The following is a 15,424-nucleotide window of genomic DNA, read 5'->3' on the forward strand; positions in this document are numbered from 1 at the left end:
GACGATGCCTTCGGCGCAAGAGTCTACTTGCAGGTGGTAGAAAAATTCGAGATGAACGAACTTGGCGCATAGTGTGCCGGAAAGTGATGTATCTTCGAGATGATTCTTGCGGATGGGTGAAAGACAAACCGTAGCGGGGAAGTGCGACAGCTAATTCGGATTCGATTCTTCCTCGGATCTACTGGGCCAGATGCGCCGGAGCTTCAAGAGCCGGAATTTTCCAACTAAGACGCGAACGGAATTGTTCTCGCCTCAATATCAGGAGTCTGAGAAGAGATGAGCGCTGGAATCGTAATTTATGGAACCGATCCGACTCAGGTCGAGTCCGCTCTGTCATTGGCTGAAAGCCTGTTTCGTCAATTTGGTGGAGAAGCAACTAAGGCGGTTTTTCTGGAATTCGTTGTCCGGAACGGAGAGAGATTTGCTGATGATCATGAAACGTCTATCGCTGAATTAAGGGGCAGGATTGCAGCTGGGGAGGTCGTTGAATTTCAGGTATATAACGACGAGGAAAATGGTGGTGTCCCAGTTATTTCATTTGGCCACAATGCTCCGGAATTTGAGGGGCTATCATTTGTTGATGTCCAGATAGGGAGGTCAATTGGCGAGGTGAGTGAAGAAATAGTGAAATTTATAAAGCATGCGGCCATTAATGTGAGATTTAAATACGCGATCGATTACGATGCGGAAAATTCGTCGATTGCGTTCAAATATTCGACTGGTGTTAATCTGGTTGGAATTTTTCCTTTTGAAAATACATCTCTTTTCACCAGGGAGCTTCCTAATAGGTCGCCAGGGTCGGCGAGCTACGAAGGAGCAAAACTCAGGATGGTTTATCCCCTGAATGTTCTCAATGAAGAACATCTGGAGATTCGCGTCAACGATCTTTCATTGAAAGAATGGATCGGATCTGATTCTTCTCGAGGATCGTTGGAAAGCATTTCAAATGGCATGTGGATTTGGTCGGTCGATTCGACTGCTTTGCCCGAAGTCAACAACGCTTGCGGAGAGGCGGGAATATTGCTCGCCTGGCAAAAAGCGTCCACGAATAAGCCGGTGCGAAAGCTACCGTGAGCGCGTTTCCTGATTGGCGCGGATCGTAAGCGATTCGACCGATTCCGAATCACACGCCCGAAGGATGCGGTGGACGACTACACGCGCTACAGCGGCCGACTGTTTACCGCAATACTTGCGCGCTGTTGCCGAAGAAGATTCCGTACCGCGCGGCGACTGGCACACCGAGTATGGAGCTTTCTTATCGCTGCGGTACGGGTGGACGACTGGTATCTGCCGAGGTCCAAGACATCGAGAGCAACTACACATGCACTCACATACGGGAGGCTGAGTCAGCCAGAATTGTGACGGTGTAGTGCTCGTGCCGTTGGCGCATGATCATGAGGATGGCGATCTAGCTTCTTTTTGGGGGTGCTCTGTTGAATCAGCTCGAACAGTACTACGCTGGTGACGATGTCTGGAAAAAATTCTCCGATCTTTTCGCGAAATACAAGGATTTGCCGGAGGTCCGAGATCTCGCCAAGGCTCTAAATGGGCACCTTGATCTTGCTTACACGATCTACTGGGTTGCCGGCCCGAAGTCGGCGCAGAAGTGGATAAGTTTGAACGTCCCGGCACTCGACAACATCCGCCCTATCGATTGCACTGACAACCCGGAGTTGATTAAGCGCCTGCGCGAATGTCTAATGCGGATGCCATCGTAACGACCACGGCAACCGCTATGCGCGTTCGCGTTAGGGGAAGCGCAGGCTCACCGCCGTACCGGTAGCGGCTATACGTGGCGCGTGGCCAAGGCCGAACCGTTTCAAATCGTCACGTGCTGATCAGTCGTGTCAGGGACGGATCGCGCTTGCGTCGATTTGCTCCCCATTGGCTTCGAAGCGCGCAATAAACCGAGGACTGACCAAGTCGCGTGCCTATCCCAATGGCTAACGTGCAGCTCAATACGCGTCGGTGATGGTCTAATAGGCAATGTCCAACTGATGATGATTGCGTGCACGCCGTGCGCGTGAATGGATGTGCCACACGCGCCGACTCCCTATCAAGGCACTGTATCCACCGAATACCAATAAAGAAGGATTCCGAACCACTAAAACGCCGCAGTAAACGAGCGCAGGCCGCAAGTGCTACCAACACTCACGACCCGCTAACCGCGGCCAACTAAGTGGGCGTTGCCCATGGCTAAGCCGAGTCATAAAGCACGACCACCAAAGACGGAACGTTTCGTCACGATTCAGGAAATGTGGGGTACGCCGAAAACCGACCTCAAGCCGGAGAAGATCTTTCCGTACATGAAGATTGGTGGAATGTGGCTGATCAGCGATGCGTGTTTTGTCCCGGGCCGAAAGGCGCGAATCGATATTGACCCCGGCCGGCTAATCGTCACGCAGTTGTAAAAGGCAACGGCGCAGGATGTGGCCGCGCAGCGCGAAGTCGCGCAGCGCGCCGGGCAGGGCAACCTAAGCCACCCGCGACGAGCGGATTACCAAGCGATATTGCAAGAAGACCGCGACGTCCCCGCACCGCCGGTAGCCGTGCAATGCGTCCCCGCTCCATTGTCATAGAACGTCCGCGTCTCCGGCTGCGGCACGGACGGATCGAACGGATTCGGCGCGCCATGCGGCCCGCGCGGCGGATCATACGGCCGCTGCGCCGCATACGATCCGCCACCCCCCGCCGGCCGCGAGCCATTCGCCCGTAGGTATTCATTCCAGTTCTGCTCACGCTGCTCGTATCCAGGCACCGCGCGGCCAAAACTGTCGCTGCCACCCGCCCCGAGTGCGACCCGATTCGCGGGCAACACCAACTCGGGTTCATGTTCCGACGAAGGCGGCGCTGCCACAAGCGCATCGCCTGTTACACGCAACGGCCGCGTATCCGGCGTATCGAAAGGACTACGCTCCACGGGCGCAGCGTACTGCGAGCGGCGGCGGTTCAAACGTGCCGTATGTCCATCATCGCGAATGGCGGCGCGCCGTTCGGAACGAAAGACATTGGCACCGGCCGACCGATCGGTCAGCGTATCGCGACCGGCCGCATTGGCGGTAGAAACAGAAAGCGCGCACGCGATCGCGGCGGCGGAGGAAAGGCGAAACGGATGATTCATGAGCGATCCCAATCAGGTGATGTGCAATGAAAAAAACGGCAGATCACTGGCTGGCGGCTGGGCGACGGGCGGGCGTTGAAGTGTCCCTGAAGCGACTGCGAGGCGCGGTGGACGCGTCTCGCAGGAAGGCTGGCTGGATTGCAGAGGCGAATTCGTATTATTTCACATCAATAACAAGAGCCTTTCGAATGAGCTAAAACCGTCGGCAAATAGAAGGCTTGAGCGCCTCCGCCCAACGCACTGCAATGGTGCTCACCAAACCAATCATCAGTCGATTGAAGAACGACGATGCGACCCTTTACAGCCCCGCCACGCACCACGAAAAATCGCCTATCACCCAATCCCAATCCCGACAAGGCACAGCGCCGAAAAACCCCAGCCAATAGCAACCAGATTGCACTCCCACCAAGCGCCCCAGGGCCTCCGAGGTTGCGCCGTCATTGCTACCGACTGTCACAACCTCTCTACGTGTTTTCCCTCGGTAGACCGGCATTTTTGACAGACGATTTAAAAACGCCCATATAATTTCGACTGCCTTGCCAACGGCTGTCGGACCATCCCTCCGATCAAGCGGTTTGGCAAGCGGGGCAGGCGAAACGCTTGCGCAATGCAAGACGCATCACGATGTCTTTCCGAACCAGACGTCCCCTTCGGGGACTGCAAGAGCCGGGCCCCGCTACGCAACATTCCGCTGGAGTTCCGTCTTCTATGTGTCTCGGGCGTGTCCCATGTCCTCGCCCCGGGTGCTGTTCGATTGCGCAAGTCATGCCGCCTTTGCCCGTATGACTAAACAACATCGAGGAGCTCCCAGATGACGCTGTCCCGTCTTACGTCCATTTCCGTCGCCGCCGTGCTGTTCGCCGCCGGCGCGGCCACCGCGCAAGCGGAAACCGTGAAGATCGCCATCGCTGGTCCGATGAGCGGCTCGGTCGCCCAATACGGCGACATGGTGAAGGCCGGCGCGCTGACCGCGATCGAGCAGATCAACGCGGCAGGCGGTGCGGGCGGCAACAAGTTCGAAGTGGTGATGATGGACGACGCATGCGAACCGAAGCAGGCCGTCGCCGTCGCCAACAAGATCGTCAGCCAGAAGATCAAGTACGTGATCGGCCACGTGTGCTCGGGGTCGACGATCCCGGCCTCCGACATCTACGAGAACGAAGGCATCGTGATGGTCACGCCGTCGGCCACCGCACCGCAGCTGACGGAAGGCAAGAAGCGTCACTTCATCTTCCGCACGATCGGCCGTGACGACCAGCAAGGCCCGGCCGCCGCGCACTTCATCATCAACAACGTGAAGCCGAAGAAGGTCGCGGTGCTGCACGACAAGCAGTCGTACGGCCAGGGCATCGCGTCGTCGGTGAAGAAGGACCTCGAAGCCGCGAAGATCCCGGTCGTGCTGTTCGAAGGCATCAACGCCGGCGATTCGGACTACTCGGCGATCATCACGAAGCTGAAGTCGCAAGGCGTCGACTTCGTCTACTTCGGCGGCTACCACCCGGAAATGGGCCTGCTGCTGCGCCAGGCGCGCGAGCAGGGCGTGAAGGCCACGTTCATGGGGCCTGAAGGCGTGGGCAACAAGGACGTGACGGCGATCGCCGGCCCGGCCTCGGAAGGCATGCTCGTCACGCTGCCGGCCGACTTCTCGGCCGATCCGGCCAACGCGGCGCTCGTGAAGGCGTTCGCGGACAAGAAGCGCGATCCGAACGGCCCGTTCCAGATGCCGTCGTACGCCGCGGTGAAGATCATCGCCGACGCGATCGCCGGCGCGAAGACGACCGACCCGACCAAGGTCGCCGCGTACATGCACAAGACGACGTTCGACACGCCGATCGGCAAGGTCGCGTATGACGCGCAGGGCGACCTGAAGGCGTTCAAGTTCGTCGTGTACACGTGGCACAAGGACGCGACGAAGACCGCCGCCAAGTAATACGGAGTACCCGCCCACGCATCCGCCCTGTCCGAAACCCGGACGGGGCGGGTGTGCATTCGCGCCGCGCATGTCCCCAGTGCGCGGCCGGCAGGCGGCCCGAGACGACACCGTGCGTTGCGCGCGGCCGAATGCCGTGATCCGGCGCGGTACGCGACACAGCGCCAACGGGAGCTTCCCGCACATGACTGACTTCTTTCCGCAATTCGCCCAGCAGCTGGTCAACGGCCTGACGCTGGGTGCGATCTATGCGCTGATCGCCATCGGCTATTCGATGGTCTACGGCATCATCGGCATGATCAACTTCGCCCACGGCGAGATCTACATGATCGGCGCATACGTGGGCCTCGTCACCCTGACGGCCATCGGCATCTCCGCCGGTTATCCGCTGCCGCTCGTGCTCGGCGCCGCACTGATCGTGTCGGTGATCGTCACCGGGTTGTACGGTTTCGCGGTCGAGCGTGTCGCGTATCGGCCGCTGCGCGGCGGCCCGCGCCTCGTGCCGCTGATCTCCGCGATCGGCATGTCGATCTTCCTGCAGAACTACGTGCAGATCGGCCAGGGCGCGCGCGACGTGTCCGTGCCGGTGCTGATCTCCGGCGCGTTCGACATCCATCTCGGCGGCGACTTCGACGTGACGATCCCGTATGCGCGCCTGCTGATCGTCTGCGTGACGGTCGTGCTGATGATCGCGCTCACGCTGTTCATCTCGCATTCGCGGATGGGCCGTGCCTGCCGCGCATGCGCCGAGGACATGAAGATGGCGAACCTGCTCGGCATCGACACGAACCGCGTGATCTCGTTCACGTTCGTGCTCGGCGCGATGCTGGCGGCCGTCGGCGGCGTGCTGATCGGGCTGACGATCGGCAAGCTGAATCCGTATATCGGCTTCGTCGCGGGCATCAAGGCGTTCACGGCCGCGGTGCTCGGCGGCATCGGCAGCATCCCGGGCGCGATGCTCGGCGGCGTGCTGCTGGGCCTCGCTGAAACCTTCGCCGCAGGCTACATGCCGGCCGAGTACAAGGACGTCGTTGCGTTCGGCCTGCTCGTGCTGATCCTGCTCTTCCGCCCGACCGGCCTGCTCGGCAAGTCGGACATCGAAAAGGTTTGAGGGAGACGCAGATGAGTACAGTCATTTCCGTTCGCCGCCCGGCCGCCGACGCTTCGTTCGGCCAGGCGCTGAAAAATGCCGTGGCCGCCGCGTTCCTGACGGCGATCCTCACGATTCCGGTGCTCGGGCTGCAACTGAAGCTCGACGGCTATCAGGTGGTGCTCACGCCGCACTGGCGGCCGGTGTGGATCGCGGTCGCGGCCGTGTTCCTGTTCCAGCTGTTCAAGCCGTGGCTCGTGCGCGCGAAATCGGCGGTGAAGCTGCCGGCGATGCCCGCGATGGGCGCGCGGCAGCAGCGCGCGGTCGTATGGGTGCTGCTCGCGGTCGGGCTCGTGTGGCCGTTCTTCGGCTCGCGCGGCGCGGTGGACGTCGCGACGCTCGCGCTGATCTACGTGATCCTCGGCCTCGGGCTGAACATCGTGGTCGGTTTCGCGGGGCTGCTGGATCTCGGTTATGTCGGGTTCTACGCGGTCGGCGGCTATACGTACGCGATGCTGAACCAGTACTTCGGGCTGTCGTTCTGGGAGTGCCTGCCGCTCGCCGCGATCGCGGCCGCGACGTTCGGCTTCCTGCTCGGCTTCCCGGTGCTGCGGCTGCGCGGCGACTATCTCGCGATCGTCACGCTCGGCTTCGGCGAAATCATCCGCCTGCTCGCGAACAACCTGACGAGCCTCACGGGCGGCCCGGACGGCATCTCGGGCATCCCGAAGCCGACCGTGTTCGGCTACGAGATGGCGCGCAGCGCGAGCGTCGAAGGCGCGAAGACGTTCCACGAACTGATCGGGCTGGAATACAGCGGCGACCACGTGGTGATCTTCCTGTACCTGCTCGCGCTCGTGCTGGTCGGCTTCACGCTGTTCGTCACGAGCCGCCTGATCCGCATGCCGATGGGCCGTGCGTGGGAAGCGCTGCGCGACGACGAGATCGCGTGCCGTTCGCTCGGCCTGAACCCGACACGCATCAAGCTGTCGGCGTTCACGCTCGGCGCGGCGTTCGCGGGCATCGGCGGCGCGTTCTTCGCGGCACGCCAGGGCCTCGTGAATCCTGAATCGTTCACCTTCATCGAATCGGCGCTGATCCTCGCGATCGTCGTGCTCGGCGGGATGGGCTCGCAGCTCGGCGTGATTCTCGCGGCGATCCTGCTGACCGTGCTGCCGGAAGTCGCGCGCGGCTTCGCCGAGTACCGGATGCTGATCTTCGGTCTGGTGATGGTGTTGATGATGATGTGGCGTCCGCAGGGCCTGCTGCCCGCGAGCCGTCCCCACGTGGAGCTGCCGCGATGAGCGCACATGCAGAACTGTTGAAGGTCGCCGGGCTGCAGATGCGCTTCGGCGGATTGCTCGCGGTGGACGGGATCGATTTCGACGTGCGCCGCGATGAGGTGTTCGCGATCATCGGGCCGAACGGCGCGGGCAAGACCACGGTGTTCAACTGCGTCGGCGGCTTCTACAAGCCGACCGGCGGCGACGTCGTGCTCGACGGCCATGCGATCGCGGGGCTGCCGAGCCACAAGATCGCGTTGAAGGGCCTCGTGCGGACGTTCCAGAACATTCGCCTGTTCAAGTCGCTGACCGTCGTCGAGAACCTGCTCGTCGCGCAGCACCGCAAGGTGAAGGCGGGATTGCTGCCGGGTCTCTTCTCGACGCCGGCGTATCGCCGTGCCGAGAAGGAAGCGCTCGAGCGCGCGGCGGTGTGGCTCGACCGGATGGGGCTGACGTCGGTCGCCAACCGGCCGGCCGGCACGCTGTCGTACGGGCATCAGCGGCGTCTGGAGATTGCGCGCTGCATGATCACCGAGCCGCGCCTGCTGATGCTCGACGAGCCGGCGGCCGGCCTCAACCCGCAGGAGAAGGTCGAACTGCAGCACCTGATCGACAAGCTGCGCCGCGAGTTCGGCGTGTCGGTGCTGCTGATCGAACACGACATGAGCCTCGTGATGGGCGTGTCCGACCGCATCCTCGTGATGGAGCACGGCCGGCCGATCGTGATCGGCACGCCGGAAGCGGTCCGCAACGACCCGCGCGTGATCAAGGCGTATCTGGGGGAAGAGTGATGCTGAAGCTGGAACAGGTCCATACGCACTACGGCGCGGTCGAGGCGCTCGCGGGCGTGTCGATCGAGGTGAACAAGGGCGAGATCGTCACGCTGATCGGCAGCAACGGTGCCGGCAAGACGACGCTGATGATGACCGTGTGCGGCACGCCGCGCGCATCGTCGGGCCGCGTGCTGTTCGAGGGCAACGACATCACCGCGATGTCGACGCACCAGATCATGCGGCAGGGGATGGCGATCTCGCCGGAAGGGCGGCGCGTGTTCCCGAGCCTGACGGTGCTCGAGAACCTGAAGATGGGCGGCTTCTTCGCGAGCCGTCACGAGATCGACGACGGCATCGAGCACGTGTTCAAGCTGTTTCCGCGCCTGAAGGAGCGCGCGACGCAGCGGGCCGGCACGATGTCGGGCGGCGAGCAGCAGATGCTGGCGATCGGCCGTGCGCTGATGAGCAAGCCGCGCCTGCTGCTGCTCGACGAACCGACGCTCGGCCTCGCGCCGCTCGTGATCGCGCAGATCTTCGACATCATCCGGACGATCCGCGACGAGGGCGTCACGGTGTTCCTCGTCGAGCAGAACGCGAACAAGGCGCTCGGTGTGGCCGATCGCGGCTACGTGCTCGAAACGGGGCGCGTGGTGCTCGCGGATACGGGCGCGAACCTGCTCGCGAACGACCGGATCAAGCAGGCGTACCTCGGCGGTTGATGAAGGAAGCCGCCGGCCTGCAACGGGCCGGCGGTCGACGCGAATGGTGTAGCCGATTCGGCTTCGATCGTAGTTGATCCGGCTACGACTTGCGGCGACGCGAACCACCTCTATCGGCAGCCGTTCGACCTCGACCTCGACCTCGACCTGCCGATGCCTTTTCTACCCTGGCCGATCCTGAACGTGCTTTTCAGCACGTCGCGCAAATGCAGCGCGGCGCGATTGCCGTCGTCCGTCAGCCGGATGTGTGGGTGTCCGTCGTGTGGCTGACGGTTTTCTCGACCTTCATCGCCTACCTGTCGTTGTGGGCGCTGCTCAAGCGCATGCCCGCGACGCGCGTGGCGACCCTCGTTTATCTCGAACCGCCGGTGACGCTGACCTGGGCCGCGTGGATGTTCGGCGACAGCATCGCGGTGTCGACCTATCTCGGCATCGTCGTCGTCGCGATCGGTGTGTGGCTGGCCGGCAAGCCAGGCGAGCGGGCCACCCGGGCCCGGCGTGCCAGGATGGAAGCGGCCGGGCGCTGATGCGCTGGTTGTGCAAGCGATTCCGGTGTAGCGTCGCGGTACTGTCACGACCTGTGAAGGAATCCGATGAAGGTCAAACGGATCGTCGCCAATATCGACACACGATCAGTCGACGACGCAAAGCGCTTCTACCAGCGGATCTTCGGCCTCGACGTGCTGATGGACCACGGCTGGATCGCAACCTATGGCAATGCCGAGCAGATGGACGTGCAGATCAGCTTCGCATCGCAGGGCGGGGCGGGTACGCCGACGCCCGATCTGTCGATCGAGGTCGACGACGTCGACGAAGCACTCGCACGCGTGCATGCGGCCGGGATTCCCGTCGAATACGGCCCGGCTGACGAGCCTTGGGGCGTGCGGCGGTTTTACGTGCGCGATCCGTTCGGCAAGCTCGTCAACGTGCTCGCGCATCGTTGATCCGGGATGCGGGGGCGGCCGGGGTGTTCACGTATGCAGCGCCAGCCCCTTCACGGCCTTGTCGACCGCCTTCTTCGGCCCGCGCAGCGCCAGCCCGACGAGGTCGGGATGCTCGGCATCGCCGGCACGAAAGACTTCGCGGTTCGCTGCGTCGTGCCCGGTTGAAAACATCGCGTGCACGTAGGGCACGATCGTGAGCTCGCGCGACAGCGCCTGCCGGTGCGCGGCCTGCAGGCCGTTCAAATCGGCCGCGAACACCAGCATCGGCTGGCCCAGCATGCGGCCGTAGCGGCGTCCCGCCGCATCCTCGTAAGGCTCGCCGAGCGCTTCGGGCGCTTCAGCCGCGACGCCCGTCGCGAGAAACGCGACGACATTGAGTTTCTGCCACGCCGCGAGATCGTCGCGCACGATCAGCGCCACCTTGGTATCGAACATGATTGCTCCTCGTTGAAGCGCACATGATCGGATGCCGCGTGCGATCAGTCTGGAACGTTTGTGCACATCTGCCGGTACGCGGCCGGCGTGATCCGGTATGCGAGGCGGAACCAGCGGCCGAGGTGGCTCTGGTCGGCGAAGCCGACGTCGGCCGCGACCTGTGCGGGCGTGCGGCCGGCGGCCAGCAGGCGGCGCGCGGCGCGTAGCCGCACGCGCACCAGGTATGCGTGCGGCGACGTGCCGTACGCGCGCTGGAACAGCCGCGTCAGCCGGAACCGGTCGATCCCGGTGAGATCGACGAGTGCATCGAGGCCGATATCGTCGCTCATGCGCGCATGCAGCAGATCGCGCGCGCGGGCAATCGCGGGCGCGACGGCATGGCCGCTGCTCTCAAGCGGGGCGCGCAATTCGCCGCCGAGCCGCGTCAGCAGGCGGTCGAGCGCCTGGTCGCGTGCGAGCTTGCCCTCGTTGCCGTGGAGCGCGACGAACGCCTGCCGGATCGTGTCGACGAGGCCGCGATCGTCGACCAGCGTGTGGCCGAACGCGGCTTCGACGCCGCCGAGGCCCGGCAGGTCCAGCCGGCGTGCCGCTCGCTCGACCCATGCCTGCGGGAGGTACAGCATTCCGTACGTGAAGCCGCCGGCTTCGGGCGCGTGGCCATCGTGCAGCGCGCCCGGCTCGATCAGGATCGCGCGGCCCGGCACGCTCGTATGCACCGACCGGTGGCACTGGAATTGCTGCACGCCCTGTTCGGTGAAACCGACCAGCATGTCGTCGTGATCGTGCGCATCGTATGCGTGGCCGCTGAAATGCGCATGCAGGCTTTCGATGCCGGTGTCCGCATCGCGCCGAGCGACGAGCCAGTGGTCGCGCGTGTCGTTGCCGTTCGTCGCCGTGTCCCTCTCCATCGCTCGTTTCGTGCCGCGTCGTGACGTGTCCTGCAGTGTACGCCGATGCCGCCCGCTCACGCGCTGCCGGATGCCCTGGCCCCGGCCATTCACGCGTCGTTCGTCGTCGCCTGTTCGTCGCGCGCATATTGCGCGGGCGGCCGGCCGACGTGACGCGTGAACGCGACGCTGAACGTGCTGGCCGAGCTGTAGCCGACACGCCCCGCGATCTCCGCGATACGGCCCTCGTTGCGCCGGAGCAGGTCCTTCGCGAGCGCCATGCGCCATGTCAGCAGGTATTCCATCGGTGCGACGCCGACCGCGCGGCTGAAGCGTTCGAAGAACGTCGAGCGCGACAGCGCGGCTTCCTTTGCCAGCTCGACAACCGTCCAGGGGTGCGCGGGACGTTCGTGCATCCGCCGGATCGCGGCTGCGAGGCGGCTGTCGGCAAGCCCGCGCACGAGGCCGGGCGACGCGTTCGTGCCGGACGTGAAGCGCAGCGCCTCGATCAGCAGCACTTCCAGCAGGCGCGCCAGCACGATCTCGCGGGCCGGCCGCTGCGCACGCGATTCGTCGCGCACCAGTTGCACGAGCGTGGTCAACCGCGGTTCGCCGCGCACGTGCACGAATTGCGGAAGCAGCGACACCAGCAGCGATGCATCGGGCGAACCGAAGCTGCAGTTGCCGGCCATCATCCGCGTGTCGACCGGGTTGGCGGCGTCGCCGATCCGGTATTCGCCGTGGTCGAGCGCGACTGGCGGCGCGGTTTCGACGCCCGGTGCCGGCGGTTCGAGGCTCGACATCGCGACGCCTTGGGCAGCCGGAATCAGCATGAAGTCGCCGGGCAACAGTTCGATCGGTGCGTGCCCGTCGATCGCGATCCGGCACCCGCCGTCGAGGATCGCGCAGTAGAACGGTTCGCCGGCGACCGTGCGGCTGATCGCCCACGGGCTCGCGCCGCGCACGTACTTCGAGTACCGCGCGCCCGGTTGCAACAGCGTCACGACTTCGGTCAGCGGGTCGATCATCGCCGGACTCTCGCAAAAGAAAAGCGGATTTTCGATTGTAGCGAATACGGATCCGGCCATCTATCGTACGAACACCTGCCCGACACATGACACATCACAGGAGTTCACATGAAGACCGTACTGATCACCGGCTGTTCCTCCGGCTTCGGCCTGGAGATCGCCCGCCATTTCCTGGCTCGCGACTGGCAAGTCGTCGCGACGATGCGCACGCCGCGCGAAGACGTGCTGCCGCCGTCGGCCAACCTGCGCGTGCTGCCGCTCGACGTGACGAACGCGGACAGCATCCGTGCCGCGATCGACGCGGCGGGCCCGATCGACGTGCTCGTCAACAACGCGGGTTTCGGCGCGGCCGCGCCGGCCGAGCTCATGCCGCTCGATACGGTGCGTGCGCTATTCGAGACCAACACGCTCGGCACGATCGCGCTCACGCAGGCCGTGCTGCCGCAGTTTCGCGCGCGCGGGGCCGGGGTGGTCGTGAACGTCACGTCGAGCGTCACGCTGAAGGCGTTGCCGCTGGTCGGCGCGTACCGCGCGAGCAAGGCGGCGGTCAATGCGTACACCGAATCGATGGCGGTCGAGCTCGAACCGTTCGGCGTGCGCGCGCATCTCGTGTTGCCGGGCCGGGCGCCCGACACGCGCTTCGGCGACAACGCGCGCGCGAACATGCACGGCTTCGAGCATGAAGCGTATGCGGAGTTTGTCGGGAAGGCCGTCGCGCGAATGCTCGATGCATCGGGGCCGATCACCCATGCTCAGGACGTCGCCGAAGCCGTATGGCGGGCGGCGACCGATCCGTCGAGCCCGATGCGCATTCCGGCCGGCGCGGATGCCGAGGCGTGGGCGGCCGAGGCGCGTTGATCGATCGGCTATTCGTCGCGCCGGTCGGTCGAGCCGGCGCGACGGATTGCGTGATGCGGGGAAGGGCGTTACCGCGCGCCGCTACAGCGCCCGTTCGATCGCCTGCCCCAGCAGCGACAGGCCAAGATCGATCTCTTCCTCGCTGACGGTCAGCGGCGGCGCGATCCGGAACACGCCGCCCATGCCGGGCAACTGCACGATGTTCATGCTGAGCCCGAGGTTCATGCATTCGCGCGTGATCTTCGCGCCGAGCCCGTCCGCCGGTTCCTTCGTCCGGCGATCCTTGACGATCTCGACACCGAGCAGCAGCCCGCGCCCACGCACGTCGCCGATGCAGTCGAACCGTTCCATCAGGTCGAGCAGGCCGCGCCGGAGCCGGTCGCCCATCACGTTCGCCCGTGCGACGAGCCCGTCGCGCTGCACCACGTCGAGCACGCGCAGGCCGACGGCCGCCGGCAGCGGGTCCGACACGTGCGTCGTGTAGAACAGGTAACCGAGTTCGTGCGCGCGTTCCTCGATCGCCGCGGACGTCACGATCGCCGCGAGCGGCAGCCCCGCGCCGAGCGTCTTCGACAGCGTCAGGATGTCGGGCGTCACGCCGTCGCGCTGGCACGCGAACATCGTGCCGGTGCGCCCGACGCCGGTCTGCGCCTCGTCGAGGATCAGCAGCATCCCGCGTTCCTCGCACTTGCGCTTGAGCGCCGCCATATAGCCTTCCGGCGGCTCGATGATCCCGCCCGAACTGAGGATCGGCTCCGCGATGAACGCGGCGAGGTTGCCGCTCGACTGGCGGTCGATCAGGTCGAACGCGTAGTCGAGTTCGGCGAGATGGTCGTAGGTGCCGTCGCGCTCGAAGCGCGGCCGGTACGTGAACGGTGCCGGGATCGCGAACGAGCCGACGGCGGCCGGGCCGACGCCCTTGCGGCCGGCGCTGTACGTGGCCGATGCGGCGGCGCCCGTCATCCCGTGCCACGACTGCGCGAAGCCGACGATCTCGTACTTGCCGGTGACGAGCTTCGCCATCCGGATCGCCGCTTCGTTCGATTCCGCGCCGGTGCTGAGCAGCAGTGCGCGATCGAGCCCGTCGGGCGTGATGTCGGCGAGGCGTGTCGCGAGGTCGACGACCGGACGCGACAGCATCCCGCTGAACAGATGGTCGAGCTTGCCCGCGTATTCGCCGATCACGGAGACGATCTCCGGATGGCTGTGGCCGAGCACCGCGCTCATCTGCCCCGACGTGAAATCGAGGATCGCGCGGCCGTCGGCGTCGTAGACGAAGCTGCCTTTCGCGCGCTCGATGATCATCGGCTCGAACGTGCCGCCATAGCGGACCAGGTGCTGCCTGGCGTTGCGCCAGAAGGTCGGGTCGTCGTTCAGGGACATCGGGCTTCTCCGAGCAAAAGGGCAGGGGGCGCTTGCAGTCTAGGCGTGTGTCTGGTTTGATGGAAACGAATAGTTCTTATGCAAGGTAGAAAAGGAGCTAATACCTTGGGGCTTTCGCTTGAAATCGACCTGCTGCGCTCGTTCGTCGTGATCGCGGAGGTGCGTGCGCTCAGCCGCGCGGCCGCGCGTGTCGGCCGCACCCAGTCCGCGCTGAGCCAGCAGATGAAGCGGCTCGAGGAGGCCGTCGACCAGCCGCTGTTCCAGCGCACCGGGCGCGGCGTGGTGCTGACGCATCCGGGTGAGCGGCTGCTCGTGCATGCGCAGCGCATCCTGCGGCTGCACGACGAGGCGATGGCCGACCTGTGCGGCACGGGGTTGTCGGGGACGATCCGCTTCGGGTGCCCGGACGATTACGCGCAGGTGTGGCTGCCGTCGCTGCTGCGGCAGTTTTCGAGCCAGCATCCGCAGGCGATCGTCGAGGTCGTGTGCGGGCCGACGCCGCGTCTCGTCGAACAGCTGGAGAAACGCGCGGTCGACCTGGCGATGATTTCATTGCCGGACGACGGCGCGAACGACGACATCATTCGCCGCGAGCAACTGGTCTGGATCGGCTACCCGGGGCTGGAACCCGGGCATTTCGATCCGCTGCCGCTTGCGTTGTCCGATCGCGACACGCTCGACCACATCGCGGCCTGCGAGGCGCTGGAGCGCGCCGGCCGTCATTACCGTGTCGCATACGCGAGCAGCAGTCTCGCGGGGCTGATCGCGCTGGTGCGTTCGGGGCAGGCGTTCGCGGTGATGACGCAGACGGCGGTACCGGCCGACCTGGCGATCGTCACCGGCGATCCGCGCCTGCCGCCGTTGCCTGCCGTGGGCATTACGCTGAAGTTCGATCGCAAGCGGCCGTCGCACCTGACGGCGGCGTTCGCCGAGCATATCCGGCTCACGCTGCCGCTGTTGTGATGCGCGCGGC

17 protein-coding genes are annotated in these 15,424 nt (G+C 64.4%); 12 read left to right on the top strand and 5 right to left on the bottom strand.

Annotated elements, in window-relative coordinates:
• The first annotated feature begins 276 nt into the window (after positions 1–276).
• From VK92_RS41500 to VK92_RS03720, 3 genes are all read left to right on the top strand, one after another.
• Complete coding sequence (locus VK92_RS41500) at positions 277–1,074, top strand: hypothetical protein (RefSeq protein ID WP_131723268.1); 798 nt, start codon at positions 277–279, stop codon at positions 1,072–1,074.
• Positions 1,075–1,433: 359 nt separating this feature from the next.
• Positions 1,434–1,718 (top strand): hypothetical protein, encoded by a 285-nt coding sequence (locus tag VK92_RS03715; protein ID WP_042976333.1) that lies wholly within the window; start codon positions 1,434–1,436, stop codon positions 1,716–1,718.
• 474 nt (positions 1,719–2,192) lie between these two features.
• The gene (locus VK92_RS03720) at positions 2,193–2,411 is read left to right on the top strand and encodes a hypothetical protein (RefSeq protein WP_048024796.1); all 219 of its coding nucleotides are present in this window, start codon (positions 2,193–2,195) and stop codon (positions 2,409–2,411) included.
• Positions 2,412–2,497: 86 nt separating this feature from the next.
• On the opposite strand, the gene VK92_RS39405 is transcribed toward VK92_RS03720, so the two are convergent.
• Positions 2,498–3,121, bottom strand: a complete 624-nt coding sequence (locus VK92_RS39405; protein WP_082160883.1) for a hypothetical protein — start codon at positions 3,119–3,121, stop codon at positions 2,498–2,500.
• Between the two features lie 811 nt (positions 3,122–3,932).
• Here VK92_RS39405 and VK92_RS03725 point away from each other — a divergent pair.
• The 7 genes from VK92_RS03725 (at position 3,933) to VK92_RS03755 (ending at position 9,860) form a co-directional block, all read left to right on the top strand.
• Positions 3,933–5,051: a branched-chain amino acid ABC transporter substrate-binding protein gene (locus tag VK92_RS03725; RefSeq protein WP_048024795.1), complete on the top strand. Its 1,119-nt coding sequence runs from the start codon at positions 3,933–3,935 to the stop codon at positions 5,049–5,051.
• 184 nt (positions 5,052–5,235) lie between these two features.
• Positions 5,236–6,162 carry a high-affinity branched-chain amino acid ABC transporter permease LivH gene (gene livH, locus VK92_RS03730; RefSeq protein WP_027789674.1) on the top strand — a complete coding sequence of 309 codons (927 nt, stop codon included), beginning with the start codon at positions 5,236–5,238 and terminating at the stop codon, positions 6,160–6,162.
• Positions 6,163–6,173: 11 nt separating this feature from the next.
• Positions 6,174–7,445 carry a high-affinity branched-chain amino acid ABC transporter permease LivM gene (locus tag VK92_RS03735; RefSeq protein WP_042976328.1) on the top strand — a complete coding sequence of 424 codons (1,272 nt, stop codon included), beginning with the start codon at positions 6,174–6,176 and terminating at the stop codon, positions 7,443–7,445.
• Positions 7,442–8,215 (top strand): high-affinity branched-chain amino acid ABC transporter ATP-binding protein LivG, encoded by a 774-nt coding sequence (livG, locus tag VK92_RS03740; protein ID WP_027789672.1) that lies wholly within the window; start codon positions 7,442–7,444, stop codon positions 8,213–8,215. The genes VK92_RS03735 and livG overlap by 4 nt, the downstream gene beginning before the upstream one ends.
• Positions 8,215–8,916 (top strand): ABC transporter ATP-binding protein, encoded by a 702-nt coding sequence (locus tag VK92_RS03745; RefSeq protein ID WP_011694813.1) that lies wholly within the window; start codon positions 8,215–8,217, stop codon positions 8,914–8,916. Before livG ends, VK92_RS03745 begins: the two co-directional genes overlap by 1 nt.
• A gap of 251 nt (positions 8,917–9,167) precedes the next feature.
• Positions 9,168–9,443: an EamA family transporter gene (locus VK92_RS03750; protein WP_226281415.1), complete on the top strand. Its 276-nt coding sequence runs from the start codon at positions 9,168–9,170 to the stop codon at positions 9,441–9,443.
• A 66-nt stretch (positions 9,444–9,509) separates the two neighbouring features.
• On the top strand, positions 9,510–9,860 hold the full coding sequence (locus VK92_RS03755; RefSeq protein WP_048024792.1) for a VOC family protein: 351 nt from the start codon (positions 9,510–9,512) through the stop codon (positions 9,858–9,860).
• Positions 9,861–9,887: 27 nt separating this feature from the next.
• Here VK92_RS03755 and VK92_RS03760 read toward each other — a convergent pair whose 3' ends face one another.
• The 3 genes from VK92_RS03760 to VK92_RS03770 all read right to left on the bottom strand — a co-directional run bounded on the left by VK92_RS03760 (position 9,888) and on the right by VK92_RS03770 (position 12,270).
• A complete protein-coding gene (locus VK92_RS03760; protein ID WP_021161420.1) occupies positions 9,888–10,295 on the bottom strand; it encodes a DUF2000 domain-containing protein in 408 nt (135 codons plus the stop codon).
• Between the two features lie 44 nt (positions 10,296–10,339).
• Entirely contained in the window at positions 10,340–11,203 is an 864-nt protein-coding gene (locus VK92_RS03765; protein ID WP_048024790.1) for an AraC family transcriptional regulator, read from the bottom strand.
• 89 nt (positions 11,204–11,292) lie between these two features.
• Positions 11,293–12,270: an AraC family transcriptional regulator gene (locus VK92_RS03770; protein WP_021161418.1), complete on the bottom strand. Its 978-nt coding sequence runs from the start codon at positions 12,268–12,270 to the stop codon at positions 11,293–11,295.
• Between the two features lie 48 nt (positions 12,271–12,318).
• Between VK92_RS03770 and VK92_RS03775 the strand changes: the two genes are divergently transcribed.
• A complete protein-coding gene (locus VK92_RS03775; RefSeq protein WP_048024789.1) occupies positions 12,319–13,068 on the top strand; it encodes an SDR family oxidoreductase in 750 nt (249 codons plus the stop codon).
• An 81-nt stretch (positions 13,069–13,149) separates the two neighbouring features.
• On the opposite strand, the gene VK92_RS03780 is transcribed toward VK92_RS03775, so the two are convergent.
• The gene (locus tag VK92_RS03780) at positions 13,150–14,451 is read right to left on the bottom strand and encodes an aspartate aminotransferase family protein (protein ID WP_048024787.1); all 1,302 of its coding nucleotides are present in this window, start codon (positions 14,449–14,451) and stop codon (positions 13,150–13,152) included.
• A 78-nt stretch (positions 14,452–14,529) separates the two neighbouring features.
• On the opposite strand from VK92_RS03780, the gene VK92_RS03785 reads away from it, so the two are divergent.
• Positions 14,530–15,414, top strand: a complete 885-nt coding sequence (locus VK92_RS03785; RefSeq protein WP_081052663.1) for a LysR family transcriptional regulator — start codon at positions 14,530–14,532, stop codon at positions 15,412–15,414.
• Positions 15,415–15,424: the final 10 nt, after the last annotated feature.

The sequence above is a fragment of the Burkholderia sp. LK4 genome, assembly GCF_001043615.1.
Lineage (GTDB): Bacteria > Pseudomonadota > Gammaproteobacteria > Burkholderiales > Burkholderiaceae > Burkholderia > Burkholderia cepacia.

Excerpts from the sequence above, each read along its gene's own strand:
- VK92_RS41500 (WP_131723268.1), top strand. The coding sequence starts at position 277 with ATGAGCGCTGGAATCGTAATTTATGGAACCGATCCGACTCAGGTCGAG.
- VK92_RS03720 (WP_048024796.1), top strand. The coding sequence starts at position 2,193 with ATGGCTAAGCCGAGTCATAAAGCACGACCACCAAAGACGGAACGTTTC.
- VK92_RS39405 (WP_082160883.1), bottom strand. The coding sequence starts at position 3,121 with ATGAATCATCCGTTTCGCCTTTCCTCCGCCGCCGCGATCGCGTGCGCG.
- VK92_RS03725 (WP_048024795.1), top strand. The coding sequence starts at position 3,933 with ATGACGCTGTCCCGTCTTACGTCCATTTCCGTCGCCGCCGTGCTGTTC.
- livH (WP_027789674.1), top strand. The coding sequence starts at position 5,236 with ATGACTGACTTCTTTCCGCAATTCGCCCAGCAGCTGGTCAACGGCCTG.
- VK92_RS03735 (WP_042976328.1), top strand. The coding sequence starts at position 6,174 with ATGAGTACAGTCATTTCCGTTCGCCGCCCGGCCGCCGACGCTTCGTTC.
- livG (WP_027789672.1), top strand. The coding sequence starts at position 7,442 with ATGAGCGCACATGCAGAACTGTTGAAGGTCGCCGGGCTGCAGATGCGC.
- VK92_RS03745 (WP_011694813.1), top strand. The coding sequence starts at position 8,215 with ATGCTGAAGCTGGAACAGGTCCATACGCACTACGGCGCGGTCGAGGCG.
- VK92_RS03755 (WP_048024792.1), top strand. The coding sequence starts at position 9,510 with ATGAAGGTCAAACGGATCGTCGCCAATATCGACACACGATCAGTCGAC.
- VK92_RS03760 (WP_021161420.1), bottom strand. The coding sequence starts at position 10,295 with ATGTTCGATACCAAGGTGGCGCTGATCGTGCGCGACGATCTCGCGGCG.
- VK92_RS03765 (WP_048024790.1), bottom strand. The coding sequence starts at position 11,203 with ATGGAGAGGGACACGGCGACGAACGGCAACGACACGCGCGACCACTGG.
- VK92_RS03770 (WP_021161418.1), bottom strand. The coding sequence starts at position 12,270 with ATGGCCGGATCCGTATTCGCTACAATCGAAAATCCGCTTTTCTTTTGC.
- VK92_RS03775 (WP_048024789.1), top strand. The coding sequence starts at position 12,319 with ATGAAGACCGTACTGATCACCGGCTGTTCCTCCGGCTTCGGCCTGGAG.
- VK92_RS03780 (WP_048024787.1), bottom strand. The coding sequence starts at position 14,451 with ATGTCCCTGAACGACGACCCGACCTTCTGGCGCAACGCCAGGCAGCAC.
- VK92_RS03785 (WP_081052663.1), top strand. The coding sequence starts at position 14,530 with ATGCAAGGTAGAAAAGGAGCTAATACCTTGGGGCTTTCGCTTGAAATC.